General features: G+C 62.8%; 13 protein-coding genes and 1 pseudogene. 5 read left to right on the top strand and 9 right to left on the bottom strand.

The window, feature by feature from the left end:
* Nucleotides 1-60: 60 nt before the first annotated feature.
* Entirely contained in the window at nucleotides 61-300 is a 240-nt protein-coding gene (locus ACQY5G_RS05485) for a hypothetical protein (protein WP_428277761.1), read from the bottom strand.
* Between the two features lie 247 nt (nucleotides 301-547).
* Nucleotides 548-1387, bottom strand: a complete 840-nt coding sequence (locus tag ACQY5G_RS05490) for a hypothetical protein (protein ID WP_428277763.1) — start codon at nucleotides 1385-1387, stop codon at nucleotides 548-550.
* 443 nt (nucleotides 1388-1830) lie between these two features.
* On the opposite strand from ACQY5G_RS05490, the gene ACQY5G_RS05495 reads away from it, so the two are divergent.
* From ACQY5G_RS05495 to ACQY5G_RS05510, 4 genes are read left to right on the top strand one after another with little or no spacing between them, the layout of a single operon-like run.
* On the top strand, nucleotides 1831-2313 hold the full coding sequence (locus ACQY5G_RS05495; protein WP_428277765.1) for a very short patch repair endonuclease: 483 nt from the start codon (nucleotides 1831-1833) through the stop codon (nucleotides 2311-2313).
* Complete coding sequence (locus ACQY5G_RS05500) at nucleotides 2310-3641, top strand: DNA cytosine methyltransferase (RefSeq protein WP_428277767.1); 1332 nt, start codon at nucleotides 2310-2312, stop codon at nucleotides 3639-3641. Before ACQY5G_RS05495 ends, ACQY5G_RS05500 begins: the two co-directional genes overlap by 4 nt.
* Entirely contained in the window at nucleotides 3634-4422 is a 789-nt protein-coding gene (locus ACQY5G_RS05505; protein ID WP_428277769.1) for an endonuclease, read from the top strand. Before ACQY5G_RS05500 ends, ACQY5G_RS05505 begins: the two co-directional genes overlap by 8 nt.
* Nucleotides 4423-4445: 23 nt before the next feature.
* A complete protein-coding gene (locus ACQY5G_RS05510) occupies nucleotides 4446-4892 on the top strand; it encodes a hypothetical protein (RefSeq protein ID WP_428277771.1) in 447 nt (148 codons plus the stop codon).
* A 117-nt stretch (nucleotides 4893-5009) separates the two neighbouring features.
* Here the strand turns inward: ACQY5G_RS05510 and ACQY5G_RS05515 are convergent, their stop codons facing one another.
* Together ACQY5G_RS05515 and ACQY5G_RS05520 are read right to left on the bottom strand one after the other, a co-directional pair.
* Nucleotides 5010-5852 (bottom strand): hypothetical protein, encoded by an 843-nt coding sequence (locus tag ACQY5G_RS05515; protein WP_428277772.1) that lies wholly within the window; start codon nucleotides 5850-5852, stop codon nucleotides 5010-5012.
* 171 nt (nucleotides 5853-6023) lie between these two features.
* On the bottom strand, nucleotides 6024-6881 hold the full coding sequence (locus ACQY5G_RS05520; protein WP_428277773.1) for a hypothetical protein: 858 nt from the start codon (nucleotides 6879-6881) through the stop codon (nucleotides 6024-6026).
* A 52-nt stretch (nucleotides 6882-6933) separates the two neighbouring features.
* On the opposite strand from ACQY5G_RS05520, the gene ACQY5G_RS05525 reads away from it, so the two are divergent.
* The gene (locus ACQY5G_RS05525) at nucleotides 6934-7425 is read left to right on the top strand and encodes an ATP-binding protein (protein ID WP_428277775.1); all 492 of its coding nucleotides are present in this window, start codon (nucleotides 6934-6936) and stop codon (nucleotides 7423-7425) included.
* A gap of 428 nt (nucleotides 7426-7853) precedes the next feature.
* Here the strand turns inward: ACQY5G_RS05525 and ACQY5G_RS05530 are convergent, their stop codons facing one another.
* From ACQY5G_RS05530 to ACQY5G_RS05550, 5 genes and pseudogenes are all read right to left on the bottom strand, one after another.
* Nucleotides 7854-9224: an IS1380 family transposase gene (locus ACQY5G_RS05530; protein ID WP_428275103.1), complete on the bottom strand. Its 1371-nt coding sequence runs from the start codon at nucleotides 9222-9224 to the stop codon at nucleotides 7854-7856.
* 459 nt (nucleotides 9225-9683) lie between these two features.
* Complete coding sequence (locus ACQY5G_RS05535; protein WP_428277777.1) at nucleotides 9684-10073, bottom strand: hypothetical protein; 390 nt, start codon at nucleotides 10071-10073, stop codon at nucleotides 9684-9686.
* An 836-nt stretch (nucleotides 10074-10909) separates the two neighbouring features.
* Nucleotides 10910-12352, bottom strand: a complete 1443-nt coding sequence (locus ACQY5G_RS05540; RefSeq protein WP_428277779.1) for a hypothetical protein — start codon at nucleotides 12350-12352, stop codon at nucleotides 10910-10912.
* Between the two features lie 275 nt (nucleotides 12353-12627).
* Nucleotides 12628-14169 carry a DUF6119 family protein gene (locus ACQY5G_RS05545; RefSeq protein WP_428277781.1) on the bottom strand — a complete coding sequence of 514 codons (1542 nt, stop codon included), beginning with the start codon at nucleotides 14167-14169 and terminating at the stop codon, nucleotides 12628-12630.
* Nucleotides 14170-14390: 221 nt separating this feature from the next.
* Nucleotides 14391-15131 (bottom strand): annotated as a pseudogene (locus ACQY5G_RS05550) (integrase core domain-containing protein); the annotation flags it as partial.
* Nucleotides 15132-15272 lie beyond the last annotated feature (141 nt).

The following is a 15272-nucleotide window of genomic DNA, read 5'->3' on the forward strand; positions in this document are numbered from 1 at the left end:
ATGCACGGTGGGAACCGTGACAGGCCTCGTGATCGCATAGGTAGCCTGATCCTCAGTTTCTCACCAAGGCATTTCGTCCGGCCAGGTCAGCAGACCTTTCTCTGTCCCGATCGCCAGGAAGAGGAACGCGGCAATGGCCAGCAGGCAGAAGATTGCCCAAGCCCACCACGACCAGTCCGGGCTCTTCTCCAGGAACCAAAGCGCAGCGCCTATAACCCCCACCACGACGGCTCCGAGAACAAACACAAATGCTACCGTCTGAAGCACCAGAATCACGATCTCAAGTAGTAACTCGATCATCAGACTACCCCGCTGAAGTGACCCCCGAAAGTTTGGACACCGGACCTCTGGGTGTATTGTCACCGCACCCGGAAGTCACGCGTTCCTTCTCTTCGCCGCATGCTGCCTCGCTTTGCCCTGCGCCAGTCTGATCGCTTCTCGGTGACGTGTCTCGTGCCCGTTGGCAGAGGGAGCCCGACTCCCACAGGCTGCGCCTCAGCCCAAGTACCACGGCCCACGCGTCTTCGGCCATGGTGAGCGACATCACTCACCTTCGGCCCGGCCTCTTCCCTGTGCCTCGCAACTTCACCACCCGACCAAGAAGATCGAACCAGAACGGAGCGCCAAGCGATACTGCGGCGGCTGTCAGAAGCCACCCAAGCAGATGGCTAAGCCAAGCCCCCCAACCCCAATCCCCCTCGCTCCCCCACCCTAACGGAAACGACTGGAGAATCGCGTCGGAGACCTGCACGGAGTCCGCGCTCACGGTGTCGGAAGCCATGGCAACCGCCTCTTGGGCGATCGCATACCGCATCGCGTCATCCCGCCAAAGGTCCTGTGCGACGTGCACGGTGCTCGCGTTGGCCGACACGGCCACAACGGCGCCGATCGCGAAGATGATCAGCTGCGTCCGCCGGCGATACCAACCCGACACGCGGTTCATCCCCTCGTCAAACCACCCGGCGACCTGCCGGCGAAGATCGTCCACCGTCTCCGCGCCCAGGTTGGCCATCGCCCGGAGAGGCGCCTTGAGCGCCGAGTCGTCTCCGACCCGATCAACCAGCTTGGCCGCCTTGTCCCCCATGGCCACCGCGGGATTGCCGTCCTCATCTTGAGCGATCAGGTCCACGAGCGCCGAGGCGAAGGTATCGGCTGCGATGTACGACGGTTTCTTCTTACTCTTCGCCAAGGTGTTGACCAGCGGGTGTCCGTAGAGCCGGTCCGCGTAGTCGTCGCCGATCAGCGTTCCGATCCCCTTCTCGAGGTTCTTCGCCCGAAGAGAGAGCAGGGTGGAAACCCACTCCTTGACGACCGAGGCGACGAGGCTCAACACGCTGTAGAGCAGCGCGAGCCCGAGGGCGACGTCGACTACTGGATGGTCAAGCACTGCGCCTCCTTCTCCCTCTCTGATTCGAGTCCGGTCCCCTGGCTTCCGCCGCCGCGCCCCCGATGGCGAAGCTCGGATCGGCCGGTGTGGTGTCGATCAGCACGAACAGCGGGACCGCTTACCCTCTGGTGCCCACAAAGTACGTCACCCCGTCCATATCGACCTCCAACGCCCTGCCCGAGCTCCGTCGTAAATCGCCCGCCTGCTGGAGCGAACGGCCAAGGAGGAACACGCTACTCACCCGTGCTGCGCCCCCGCCAAGACGAACTACAGGAGCGCGAACGATCCGCGGCTCGTCCGCCGTCGAAGCCGGAGTCCGATAGCCAGCGCCGCTTGGTTGTTGAGAGCGCGATGATGGTCCGGACGTAGAATCCGTAGGTGTGTCTTCGCGGCCACAGAGTTATCGTGTCGTCGGGCTAGATCGGTGGCCGATGGGACAAGCGATGGACACGCGCACGCCGGCACAGCGTCGTCGTATCATGCAGGCGGTCAAGAGCCGCGACACGGGGCCGGAGATGGTCGTGCGCCGGCTGCTTCACAGCCTCGGCTACAGGTATCGGCTCCATCGGAAGGATCTTCCGGGGAGGCCCGATATCGCTTTTCTGTCTCGGCGCAAGGCGATCTTCGTTCACGGGTGCTTCTGGCACGGGCACGGGTGTCCGAAGGGGCGTCTGCCGAAGTCGCGCCTCGACTATTGGGAGCCGAAGCTCAACGCAAACAAGGAACGCGATAGGCGGAAAGAGGAGGAGTTGCGCTCGATGGGGTGGGATGTGCTGACGATATGGCAGTGCGAGACGGCCGACCTCGGAGAACTGGCCGGACGCCTGCACGGCTTTCTCGGCGGTCGAACGGCGCGCCGGGCATCCGGCGCGGACCGGGGCAGCTCCGCCGCGACCGTCAGCGACGAAACGGGCGCGGCGCCGTGAGACCTATCGGGATCGACCTCTTCGCGGGGGCCGGCGGACTGAGCCTGGGCTTCGAGCAGGCCGGTTTCGACGTGGCGGCGGCCGTCGAGGTCGATCCGGTCCATTGCGCCGTCCACAAGTTCAACTTCCCGCACACGGCCACGATCCCCCAGCCGATCGAGACCCTGTCCGGCGCCGATATCCTGGAGTCCGCCGGCATCGCCGGGCGCCGGGTCGACTGCGTGTTCGGCGGCGCCCCCTGCCAGGGGTTCTCTCTCATCGGCCATCGCGCCCTCGACGACCCTCGCAACGGGCTCGTGCGCGACTTCGTTCGGATCATCGAGGAGATCGAACCCCGAGCCTTCGTTTTCGAGAATGTCAAAGGGCTGACGATCGGCCGGCACCGCGAGTTTCTCGATGAGCTGATCGAGGAGTTCTCCCGGATCGGATACGTCGTGCGCATACCCTGGCGCGTTCTCAACGCCGGACACTTCGGCACGCCCCAGAGCCGCGAACGCCTGATCCTGCTGGGCGCCCGAAGGGGCGATGCCCTGTCCGATTATCCGGAGCGCGCAACCGAAATCTCCGGCCCGCAGCAGCGCATGGTGGGCTTGCCGGAGGGGCCGACCTGCTCGGACGCGCTGCGAGACCTCCCGGACGTCGACGGGATCGAGGATCTGACGCGTTCCGATGCGACGGACACCGCAGTCTACGGCGAGCCGTCGGCGTATGCGGCTGAGTTGCGGTGCCTATCCGACGAGGCCTGGCATTACGGCTACGTGCGCGAGTGGGACCCTTCCGTTCTTACGTCGAGCGCCCGTACCGGGCACACGGAGATCTCGCGGCGGCGTTTCCGCGAGACGGCCCCCGGCACCGTGGAACCCATCAGCAGGTTCTTCAGGCTGCCGGAGTTCGGGGTCTCCAATACGCTGCGCGCGGGTACGGACGGAGCACGCGGAGCCTTCACCAGCCCTCGTCCCATCCACTACCTCCACGACCGCTGCATCACCGTGCGGGAGATGGCCCGGCTGCACGGGTTTCCGGACTGGTTCCGATTCAACGCGACCAAGTGGCACGGCGGACGGCAGATCGGGAACTCGGTCCCGCCACCGCTTGCGAGGGCGATCGCCGGCGAGGTCATCCGGGCGCTCGGCGTGACGCCGGTGCGGCCGAAGGCCGCGATCTCGCTGGGGGATCCGGCACTTCTCTCGTTCGACCTCTCGAGTGCCGCCGGGTACTTCGGAGTCGAGCCGCCCCCGAGCCGTCGCGACCGGAAGAGCGGCGCGAGGAAGCGAAAGCAGATCGACATCGAACGCGAGCGTCTCGCCGGGCAGACGGCGCGTGTCTGAGACGTTGAACCGATACCAGGCGGTGATCGAGAAGGTGTTTTTCGATCACTACGAGGAGGGGCTGGCCGAGTTCGAGTTCGAGCGGGAAGAGCTCGAGGACGCGGTCGCCGCTCTCGGGGTCGCTCGCGTCAAGAATCTCGGCGACATCCCGTATTCCTTCCGTTACCGAAACCCCTTACCCGACAGCATTCTCGAAACGGAGCCCGAGGGGCGCGAATGGATCATCGAAGGAGCCGGTATAGGCCGGTACAGGTTCAAGCTGGTTACGGCGAGCCGTGTCGTACCGCGGGAAGATCTCGTCGTCATCGACATACCCGACGCGACGCCGGAGCTGATCCGGGCGTACCAACTCGATGACGAGCAGGCTCTGCTCGCGATGGTCCGTTACAACCGCTTGATCGATACGTTTCTCGGCCTTACCGCCTACAGCCTGCAGAACCATCTTCGGACGATGGTCAAGGATCTGGGGCAGATCGAAATCGACGAGCTCTACATCGGCATCGACAAGCTCGGCTGCCACTACGTGATCCCCGTTCAGGCAAAGGGCGAGAAGGACCAGATCGGGATCGTGCAGACGACCCAGGACATCCGTTTCGCCGAGCAGAGGTTCCCGGGGATGCGTTGCCGGGCCATCGCCGCGCAGTTCCTGGACAACGACGTCGTCGCGCTGTTCGAGTTGACGCTGCGGGACGGCGAGATCAAGGTCGTGGAAGAACGTCACTACCGGCTGGTGCCGGCCGATAAGCTCGATGCGGAGGCGATCCGGAGCTATCGGCTGTAACCGCTCAGCGAAGGGAGTTCTTCGTGCCGTCCAAGAAGCTCCTCGGCTTGGCCGTACTTCTGCTCATCGTCGGCTTCTGGCTTGCCGTCTCCATATCGGAATCCGCCCGTACCGCCAACAACGTGTACGAGATCACCAACCGCGTCGTAACGCAGCCCCGCAGTGCCCACCCGTGGTACGAAGACGGTGCGCTACACAATACGACGTTCGGCGGCTGGATAGCCGGATCGATCCGTGACCGTCTGGCAACGGCTGGCGATTGGATCACGGCGGTTCAGCGTGGTGAATACGGTAGGAGTAGCAGTCCGTCAGGTTCGCGTCTGCGAGAGCTCGCGACCGAGCTTCGCAACTGCGTGGACGATGCCACCGCCGAGGCTGGTCCCGAATACGGCCTCGACACGAAACCCGTGACCGAGGCCGCCTCCTTGTGTCTCGTCATGCTGTGGGGATCGTCGCCCCCTCGACCTTAGCGACGGGCGCGCTACAGGTCTCAGAAGCCCGAGGGGGGGTCGCTCTCCGCTCGGTGAGCCAGATGCGTGAGAACTTGAGAACCATCGAGGCCGTCATCGGATGCATGAGTCAAGGTCTCAGGGTCGATCCTTCGGTTGCCTTGGGCGAGCAGCTTGCGAGCGCAGAATCTCGCGAATCTCGCCACGCATGTCCTCCGGGGGAGGGTTCGTCTCCTGCGGCAGCACGCCGAACGATAGCCTGGCGCTTCCGGCCGTGAACCGACAGTAGTCGTACCTCGTCTTGTAGTCGGGCCCCCACCAGATCTCGAGTCGGTCTCGCTTCATCCAGGTCGAGTCGGCGCGACGAGCGTTGTCCATCCAGTCCTGGTACACGAGGTACTGCCGATCGTGGAATCGCCGAACGCTGTAAGACAGGGGAGGCGGGAAGCCCTCGCGGTCGCGGTGACGCACGAGCCCGATAACGCACCCGATCACTTCCCGCAGATGTTCCAGGTAGGCATCGCTGAGCTGCGGCACGTCGCTCGGCAGCTCCGTGAGGCTGTATCGCCAGGCAATGGAGCCGCGGTCCTCCGGCCCGTCCAACGTCGCCAGAAAATCCTCCACGGAGCTTGGCGGAAGGGAGGCCGGTGCGAACACGCCGTTTGCCTTCGTAGCAAGGTGATAATCGTCGTAGTTGTGATTCAGAATCTTCCGGTCAGCAGCCCTCAAACGGTCGGACAGCGGCCGCAGTGCATGCTTGTACCGCAGCGTGTCGGGGAGCCGTCCGTCGAGATTCAGGAGGCACTTGAGGGCCTGTTCGGCAAGCGAATACCCGGCCACGACGTATCCCCACGCCTGGGCTGACATGTAGCCGGCCACCAAGTCGTCGCGCACGGGGCGGCGTTCCCACTTTTCTCGCTCGACCTTCAGCGCAAGTTCCAGCCAAGAGGCGGCATCGAAGGGTTCTTGAAAGGCATTCATTAGCAGACCTTTATGTGTTTGATCATGAGTTTGTCTTCTTCACCGGCCGTTTGGAGTTGCCCCTCCTCATGCCCGGAGTCCTTACACGATCTCTGCGCTGATTGGACAGCACCTCTTCGGCGCCGGTCGAGCGGCCTGGCCGCCGGGATGCCGCCCACTAATCCGATGATTTTATCGGATCGACGTACACTCTCTCAGAGCATCGGAAACTGGGATACGTAGAGTGCGGATGGATGGCTCGCCGATTGTCCACAGCGCGAATCGGTACTCGGACTGGTACGAAAACGACCTCGGTTTGGTAAAGCCGACGCGCGACTCCAGGTCAAAAGGTTCACGCCCGGTGTCGAGTGAGCCCGAGATGTCCTCGTACGCTACCGGTCCGTGATGTACATGAACGATTTTCTCAAACCCGCTGTTGGCGGCCAACGCTCTCTGGACTATGTCCACTACCGAGTTGGCCTTGGTGTGGAGTTCGGGGTTCAGCGTGATCGCGAAATCGACACCCAGCTCGAGCGCGAACGCATCGACATCCAGAATATCCGTGATGGTGTCATACTCGGGCGAGATACGGCGCGCGAGCCTGTAGGCGTCTCGCTCGCGCACGGGACAGAATGCCGTGCAGAACACCCAGGGATCGGAACCGCCGAACGTCACCTGCGCCTCGAAAGAGGCCGATCGCATGTCAACCCCCTGCTTCAACAGCCTTCGAGCCATTAAAGGCGTGGCATCCATCTTGACGCGTCCCTCCATCGGGTCATACTGGCCACCTCCCAGCTTCTCGCCTTCCCTGTAGTGTGCAAGAGTCGGCGCCCATATCTCGTCGCTCAGGCGTGGCGAATGTGCCCGCTCGGAAAACCGAACGACCTGCCGAGCCGGTCGCCTATTCAGCAAGGAGTCATTGACCCGGCGGATCACGACGCGGGATCGCTCCTGTCGCAGGTCGTCGAGTACCGCGAAGGATTTCCCTTCGACATCAGGGGCATCTTCCTCCCGGACAGATATGCCCTTTCGCGTTGTGACTCGCTGCATCACGCATCTCCCGGCTGGCTCGGACCGCGTCCCATGAGGATGCACCCCTTGCTTGCGTGCCCGGATTCGCCACGCAACGGGGCTCATTGCTACGAAATGTAGTTGTTCCACTCCTGCAGGGTCCGGGCGCGGCGCTCCAGCAGGTCGGATTGCTGATACGTCTGAACGGCCCACCCGCTACTACCGCCTCTCACGGCTCCTGGACGAACTCACCCTCGCCCGCGGGGACGGCACCTATCCCAAGGTCGTCCAGCGGCTCGCCAGAATCTGGCTCCTCATCCTCGACGACTTGGGGCTCGCTTCGCTCTCCGGCCAGAGTCGCCACGACCTGCTCGAGATCCTCGACGACCGCTACGCACGGCGCGGCACTCTGCTGGCCAGCCAGCTCCCCGCCGAGCACTGGCACGACGTCGTCGGAGATCCCAACTTCGGCGACGCCATCCTCGACCGCCTCCTCAACAACGCGCACAGGATCACCCTCAAGGGCGGTTCCATGAGAAGGCTCTACGACTCAACCAGGGACGCCGACAGCAAAGACGACTGATCCGATCCGTGTCCAGTGCCGCTTCAGGATCGCCCGTGCCCCGGTCGGCTTCACCCGGTATCACCGGACGACTTCGCTCGGAACGGTCGGTCGGCTTCGCTCGGAACGGGTGGACGACTTCGTCGGAATAGGCAGCCTCAGCGGGCACTCCTACCTCGATACATGAGCATCAAAATCCGCGTCCCCGTCAGAGCCTAGCCCGGATTTCTCACACGCGCCCCGGAAGTGAACCGCAGCCGTCCGTTCGGGCATAGTTGGCCGGATAAGTGTCCCACTCGGAGTGCGGTGGTAGCTCGGGGAGGGTCGAGGCGGGCTGTTTCGGGCCGGTGAGAGCGCACCGGAGCCGGATCCGTGGCGCCTGGAGACACCGGTGCCCGGGCCGGGGGAGGCCGGGAGGCTTCTGGTGAGACCGCAGGGTCGGGTCGGCGCTACGTGGGGAAGCTGGCGTGGACGCGCGCGAACTCGGCGGTGAAGGGGTGGTTCGCGTCCATGGCGACGGCGACGCGGCGGACGGAGACGGAGACGCGGGCGCCGATCCCGAGGAGCTTGAGGCGGAGGGAGCCGGCGGTGGCTCGGGCGAGGCGCGTGTGGGCGAGGGCGGCCCGGAGCCGGATCATGAGGACCGAGGCGAGGGCGGAGAAGACGAGCCTGAGCTGGTTGGCGGCCATGGGGGTGGCGGAGGTGCGTCCGGCGAACAGGTCGAGTTGCTGCTCCTTGATGGCGTTCTCGGCGTTGCCCCTGGGGCAGTAGATGCGTTCGTAGACGGTTTTGGGGGCGATCGTCTCCGGGAGCGAGGTGACGACGAAGCGGGGGTTGGACTTGCCGGGGATGTGCTCGCACTTGGCGATGACGCGGCGGAAGCGGGACCAGCTGGTTCGGGTGGCGTGGTCGAACTCGGCGTAGAGGCGCACCGGACGGCGGCGGCCCTCGGACTCGACCTTGGCGGCGAGGAGTTCCGGCGCGATCCGTCGGCGGAGCCGGTCGTTCTTCGCGACGCCGAGGACGTAGTGGATGTCGCGCGCTTCGCAGAAGGCCATGAGTTCTTCGCGGGCATAGGCGGAGTCGGCGCGGACGAGCAGTTCGACGTCGGGCCAGCGCCGCCTCAGCTGCGTGACGATGCGCTCGAGTGCTTCGACGGCACCGCGGGCCGGGTCGGTGTTGCCGGGGCGGAGCACGGCGGCGAGCGGGTGGTGGCCGCAGAAGATGTAGAGGGGGAGGAAGCAGTAGTGGCCGTAATAGCCGTGGAAGAAGCGGCCTTCCTGGCGGCCGTGCGTCCGGTCGTCGGTGCAGTCGATGTCGAGGACGAGGCGCGAGGGGGGCGGTCCGGCCTTCGACTCGATGAACAGATCGGTGAGCAGGGCCTGCATCGCCTCCGGGTCGTGGCCGATCCTGTGGTACCGGCCCGGCTCACCCTCGGGCGCGTGTTCGAGCCGGTTGAGCGTGCTCTTGCCGGCCAGGGCGGCGCAGTCCTTCCGGGTGGCTCCGGTCTTGTCGCCGAGAAGGCCCAGCACGGGATCGTGGCGCAGGTGGTCGTGATCGTTGAGGTCCTCGAAGCCGAGGGCCAGGGCCACGATGCGCTGGGCCACCAGCGTGGAGACGGAGTGCTCGGTGCGCGCCGGATCGCGGTGGTCGGTGAAGCAGGCCGCGAACCGGTCGAACAGGCTGTCCGCGCGCCCGATCTCCCGGAGCAGCAGCGTTCCGGCGTGGGAGGTGATCGTGCCGCCGTTGAACGCGGCCGTGACTTTACGGCCCCGGAAGCCTTGAAAAGCGAACGATACGGGCTTACGCTGTGTCGGCACCGGTCCTCCTTTTTTGTAGCCGCCATGTTATTGGGGAATAACAAATTAGCGACTACTGGAGGCCGGTGCCTACTCCATCCTGTGAGAAATCCGGGCTAGGGCGTGCCGGAGGAACTGCGGCGGGTGGTGGACAGGGAGTTGCCGAGGATTATACGTCCGGTGATGGACGAGCTACGACGTGCCCCACCGCAGCCGCTCCGGACGGCTACGGCAGTCGTGGCGCATGGAGGTGACGCGCGGGGCGCTGTGGGTGCGGAACCGGGCTCCGTATGCTCGCTATCTCTACCGCGGCCAGTCTCAGGTTCGCATACGCGCTTGTTATCCGGTTCCTACGGGCGCGAGCGAACGATGAGATAGCCGAGGTGGTGGCCCGCTGGCTGGAGTCGCCCGCAGGCGTCCAGTTCCTCACGGGCCATCCCACGCTCGACTTCGAGACGACGATAACCGTGGGCTGAGCCCTTACCGTTCGTCCGGCGGCGGAATCGGCCTGATGAACTCGGAACAGGTGTTGCAGAATTCCCCGTCCGTCTCCACCACACGGTCACAAAAGTTGCGGTAGCGACCGGTGACTCGACCGCTGGTACCTGTGTGGTCACACCTCGAACAGAGACACTTCCCGTCCGCGCACCGCATGCACAACGGACCCCTGTCGCCGTGCTCGCGCAAAGACTGCTCGTAGAACGACCTCGGCACGACGGGCTCGTCCGTACAGCGCCGGCAGAACCTACCTTCGCGGCAGGCATCGAAGAGTTCTTCGAGTTCGATACCTTGTTGTAGGACTTCGGCGTGGAGCAGCTCCCACTCGGCTTCGAGCTTTGCCGCCTCCTCTTCGGAAATGATTTTGACCATCGTGCAACTTCTCCTTGGGCAGCCGTCTTCCGAGACTACACGAGCGTAGGCTCGACATCCGTTTCGTCGGAAACGCATTCCGTACCGCACAGCGAACAGTGCCAAGCTCCGTATTGTTCCCTACGCTGCAAGATCCCCACCTTGCCGTTCCCGTAACACCTAGGGCATGCCCAGTGAGCAGGTTCTCCGCTAAGCGCCGCCTGAGCCTGCATGAGCGCGTACACGAACACGCCATCCTCTACTTCGTAGACCTGATAACATTCGATGGGGGCCAAGAGGCGTCATCCTTCCCGTGTCGGAGTTCGAGTTGTGTTCCCCGTCCCACAACCCACCAAGACGCCGAGACTAAAGCCTCCACCCTCGACGCACAACGTGCCGTCATCGTCCGGACTGGCCCAGTTCGGCCACCCGGCGGTAAGGTTAGAGGAGGTGCTGCGCGTAGGCTGAAGAACGCCGAAATCGGGGCGACGTATGACACGGAAATTTACGTTTTGACGGCTGATTCGGTACCGAATACGACACATCATAAAAACCCAAAAAATATATTTTACAACAGATTACGTGATTCATGCCGGCAGAAGAAAATCGGACTTGACGGCGTATAATCGTCATTACCGTGCTCACGGCGATCGTCACCGTAGCGACGCTCCATGACGTGCTCTGGGACGACGCGGCGCAGACTCACGCTACGCTGCGGTAGCGCGAGCGGGTCCTCGGTCTGGAGGGACGACGAACTGCGGTCGCGACGCAACGATCGCGGGCGGCGTCGCGCCGTCTCGCGCCTGGGCACGGCGACCGTGTCCCGCCTTCGCGTGGGTTGCGCGTCTTGCGCCGAGTCAATCGACTGGGCGCTGAGCCCGTCGAAGTCTGTCTTCGACAAGCTGATTCCGAAGCCTGCGGACCACTTGGCCACCGGTCTCACCAGACTGCGCCGCGATCCACAGTTCATGAAGGTCTTCGCGTGCCAGAAGTACAACGTCATCACGCGCCGCCTTCTCAACCTCGACCTCGGATAGCCCTGCGCGCGGTCTGTTTGTCGCAAGGACCGCGACCACTTCGTGATCAGGAAGTTGGCTGCGTAAGTGATCCGAGCGAGCGATGAGCTTGCCCAGTTTGCCGCCCCCGTCCGGTGGCCCGACCGTGCACTCGACGGCGAGAATCATGGAAGAGCCGGGGTCATGAGCCAGGTGATCCACAGCGTCTCCCGTCCCTTTCTTAGCGCCAAGCGGGTCTACCTGGAACCCCAGGAAGAAGAGGAGCAGGCCAACGGCGGTCTCGAACTCCTTCGCGTTCCGCCATGTCTCGTCTCGCAGCCTCTTGACGAACTCGTGACCGCTTGGATCGAAGACGTTGTGCGCTCTCATCCGCGGATTGGAGCCCGTCAGGGGCACGGACACCCCGTCTGCGCACCTGTCTCCGATGAGAAGGAAGAGCGTTGCGGTGTCATCGCTTTTTCGAATCGGAACGTGCAGTTGGGAACGGAGAGCAGCTCCCTTCTGTTCCCATTCATGTTCAACGAGCTTGGTTGATCCGTGACGCAAAGGCTCTCCCGGCGTCCCCAGGGTCCAACCGAGCTCTGCCTTCGCAACGAAGACATCCGAGGCAGCCCGCAAGGCTACGGTCACGCCTTCGGACGTAGACGCTACACTCTCGCGATCGAAGCGCGCGGCAAGGGGCGCGATCAACTCGACGACGGTAGTGCTGCCTTGGACCTTCAGGCCTCCGGGCCTCGCGCAGAACCTGCGCACCAGGTCCGGCAGGCCATCGTAGGCGTTCGGACCGCTGCGGATCATGCTGTCCAACTCGAACGGGTCGTGACCCCCTTGTCTCACGGCATTGAAGATCGAGGAACCAAAACCCACGAGCGAGTGGCAGCTCCACGCGTCGTACTCGGCGATCTGGTGGGAGACGGCCAACTCGCTGAAGCTGTATCTCAGATTAACCGTAGGCTGACCCGACTCATCGACGTATCTGACGGAGCGCGGGCGCAGCTTCACCATATCACCGGCGACTCCGCGCACCACAGCAGGCAGATCCGCCACCGGACGAACGACCTGCCAGGCACGGACGTCTCGCCGGTCGACCCGCGACAGTCTTGGGATCGACCGGGGTGTTCGATGATCGAGAAAACCGCGCGTGATGAGGTTCACCCAACGGCGGCCATTCCGAGCAGCACAGAAGCGCAGGTCGATCGATTTCCAGAACCCGGAGCCGTCTACCTGCTCCAGGAACCGGTGCGCGGCTTGCTCGTTTGCGCGTTGCGGTGTTTCCTGAGACACCTGACTCTCCGTTTCTTCAGCGGGATCGATTGGGAAGCACTTCGGGTAGCCTTCGCCGGAGCACCAACCATACCGCGCGACTGTGATGGGCCGGCCCAGCTAACGAAGATTAGATGGAAGAACAGCGGGTCAAATCAGGTCATCCCGCACCGCTTGCTTGCCCGGGTCACTCGCCATCTCTCCACTCCTCCGACCGCCGGCACGTACGGTGGACGACACGGTTCGGAATGGGTGGTCGGCTTCCGTCGGAATACGCACCGAACGGAATACGCATCCTAACCTGATACAGCAATCGACGTTATGGTAACCCGACGATATCCCATCCGTTTTAGCTCTTGGACATGGAGTCGAAGATTGACTTGGGTGAAGAACGGCCACTCCTCCTTGCCGGCCAGAATCACATATGCAATCTCGTGGTCGCTCGCCGCAAATGAATCTGGAGCCAGCCCGATTTCGGGTCGACTCTCCTGCAGCTCCGCCAAGACACGCGAATCGTCAGCGATACGATTCGCGGCGTGTACACCTTGCGCGAATAGGTGGCTTAGCGAGCTTGAGCGATCTCTCCACTTCTTCACATGGACGAAGGTGCGTGTCGGGACATGGTATAGGTCGCAAAGTTCGAACCTCTCGCCCCAATCTGTAACATGATCGTACTCCTCATCGAAGAATGCGAAGTCGTCATTCTTCGCCGCTTCCAAGTTGAAGTCCCGTTCATCGTACGTGGCTAAGTACGGCGGGAGATCGAGGTCTTCATTGACCCTCACTTCAGCATTGAGAAAATCGCGCAAATCGTCGACGTAACCCTTCGACACCTGGCACCATTTGCCGTCACTCAGAATGTACACGTCTGCCTCATCCTCAAGCTTCGCATAGAGACATTGGTGAACATTCCCGCACGGTACGGTAACGTCATTGCGAATTGAGTGATACTTCACAGTGTATCGCTTGAGCGTGCTGAGTTTCGGCGTGTTGGTACGTAAGCACCCGAGGTAATCTTCAATCCGCAACTCGGGAAACGGCCCGCAATGATTGTAACTGAAGTCACCTACATCGGACCAATCCACGATATCTCGTGGGATCAGCCATATCCCATCCAAGTCTCCCTGGTGAATTTTTTCTAGCAATTCCGTCCACAGCCGCTCCCTTAGCTCCGAACGTGTTACTTCGTGTATGTGATCAATGAACCCGAAATCCTGTTGGTATCTTGTATCCTGGCTGGACTCATGCCACCGTGCGACCAACTCGGGCAGGTCATCAAGCATGGTCCGTTCTCGTACTCCCAAGGAATCTTGGCCGGTAACGCGGAACCCTGAACCGTTTCCAATCTTTCCGGTCACGGATTTCATAAGATCGCGATATTCATTGAATCCGAATTGTCGATAATTGGACGCCCGACTCGCCTGTGATTGGGTAGCTATTGGCGAAGCAGACAGAGTCTTGCGTGTTACGGAAATGATCCGATCGCGATCAATCCTGTTAAGGGCAGCGCGCAGCCCGAACTTCTCTTCGATGGCGCTCCGTTGTAGCATGGAGCTTCCATATCCGAAGGTAACCGCGAACAGGCGCGCATCGTGTTCTAGCAATAGGACAGCGGCGCTGTGTGCTCGAAACAGCTTTACGTCATCTGCGGACAGTTTGCCTTCGAAGAAATCAAGCCAAGTCGGTGGGTTTACATGGCTCTCTTCGATGTAGAGTGTTCCGCAGCCTGGGATTGAGAACTCCACGAGGGTACGGTTTGGCCGGGCTTTGATGATGGATTCTGCGGTCGTGCGACCGTCGCGGATCCGGTAGAGGGTAATGGGGAGTGCTTTGGGCATTAGCGCTGGTCCGTCTGCTGAGATGGTGAGGGCGTCAAGCCCTTTGACGCCATTCTAGAAGCGGAGGAATCCACCCGTCGAGTTTGATGGCCGATGTCACCCTGCGGCATCGGTCGGAGGATCGCAAGTTTCCGGTGCCTCGAGTGTTGGAGGCCTTCCGGATGGACGGGCTGTACAAGTATGGTATTCGCCTGACACCCGGCCTCGCCGAGGTCAGCGCTTCAGGCTGCCGTCTTCACCTCCTTCCTGGTTGACTTCTTCCGGCTCCGGGGCTTCCGGATCCCCTTCTTGAAGACCTGGTACGGCGTCCTCCCCTCCATGCCGCGGCCGCGGTGCGGGCGGTTCCGGTTGTAGGTCTCCAGGTAGGCGTCGAGATCGGTCTGCATCTCGTCGACCGACTCGTACCAGGTCGTCCTTCCCTTCACCCCGAGGTGTTCGTCCAGGAGCGTGCGGTGGAACCGCTCGATGAAGCCGTTCGACTGCGGACGGCCCACCTTCGTCTTCCGGTGCTCGATCTCCTCGAGCTGGAGGAACAGCTCGTAGGGGTGCCGGTCTTCGCGGCCGCAGTACTCGCGCCCGTTGTCGCTCAGCACCGTCTCGACCTTCACGCCGTGCTCCTCGAAGAAGGGCAGCACGTGGTTGTTCAGGATCTGGACGGCGGTCACCGGCATCTTCGAGGTGTAGAGCCGGGCCCACACGTAGCGGCTGAAGCAGTCCAGCACCGTCTGGATGTAGACCTTGCCCACCCCCTTCAGCGTGCCCGCGAAGAAGGTGTCCACGGCCACAAGTTCGCCCGTCTTCTTCACTTCGATGTGCCGCTCCCGGTACTCGAGGTCGAAGCGCTCCAGCGCCAGGATCTGTTCCTCGGTGAGTTCGAAGTCGCGCTCCCGGACCGTCTTCTCCAGCCGCAGGAGCCGCTCGTGGCGCCTCTTCAGTCCCCTACGGGGGTCCACACCCCGCAGACAAAAGCCGGTTCTGCGTCTGGTGCGGGAATGCCGGCTTCTTGCGCGGGAGCCACGGGGGCCGGTATCCGGCGGATCGTTTCGATGGGCTGTGGGGCCACAGACGCGGCGGTGGTCCCCGGTGATCTCGACGAGGCCGGG

It is taken from the genome of Candidatus Palauibacter sp. (assembly GCF_965261555.1).
GTDB lineage: Bacteria > Gemmatimonadota > Gemmatimonadetes > Palauibacterales > Palauibacteraceae > Palauibacter.

Excerpts from the sequence above, each read along its gene's own strand:
- ACQY5G_RS05535 (WP_428277777.1), bottom strand. The coding sequence starts at position 10,073 with ATGGTCAAAATCATTTCCGAAGAGGAGGCGGCAAAGCTCGAAGCCGAG.
- ACQY5G_RS05485 (WP_428277761.1), bottom strand. The coding sequence starts at position 300 with ATGATCGAGTTACTACTTGAGATCGTGATTCTGGTGCTTCAGACGGTA.
- ACQY5G_RS05545 (WP_428277781.1), bottom strand. The coding sequence starts at position 14,169 with ATGCCCAAAGCACTCCCCATTACCCTCTACCGGATCCGCGACGGTCGC.
- ACQY5G_RS05515 (WP_428277772.1), bottom strand. The coding sequence starts at position 5,852 with ATGAATGCCTTTCAAGAACCCTTCGATGCCGCCTCTTGGCTGGAACTT.
- ACQY5G_RS05495 (WP_428277765.1), top strand. The coding sequence starts at position 1,831 with ATGGACACGCGCACGCCGGCACAGCGTCGTCGTATCATGCAGGCGGTC.
- ACQY5G_RS05520 (WP_428277773.1), bottom strand. The coding sequence starts at position 6,881 with ATGCAGCGAGTCACAACGCGAAAGGGCATATCTGTCCGGGAGGAAGAT.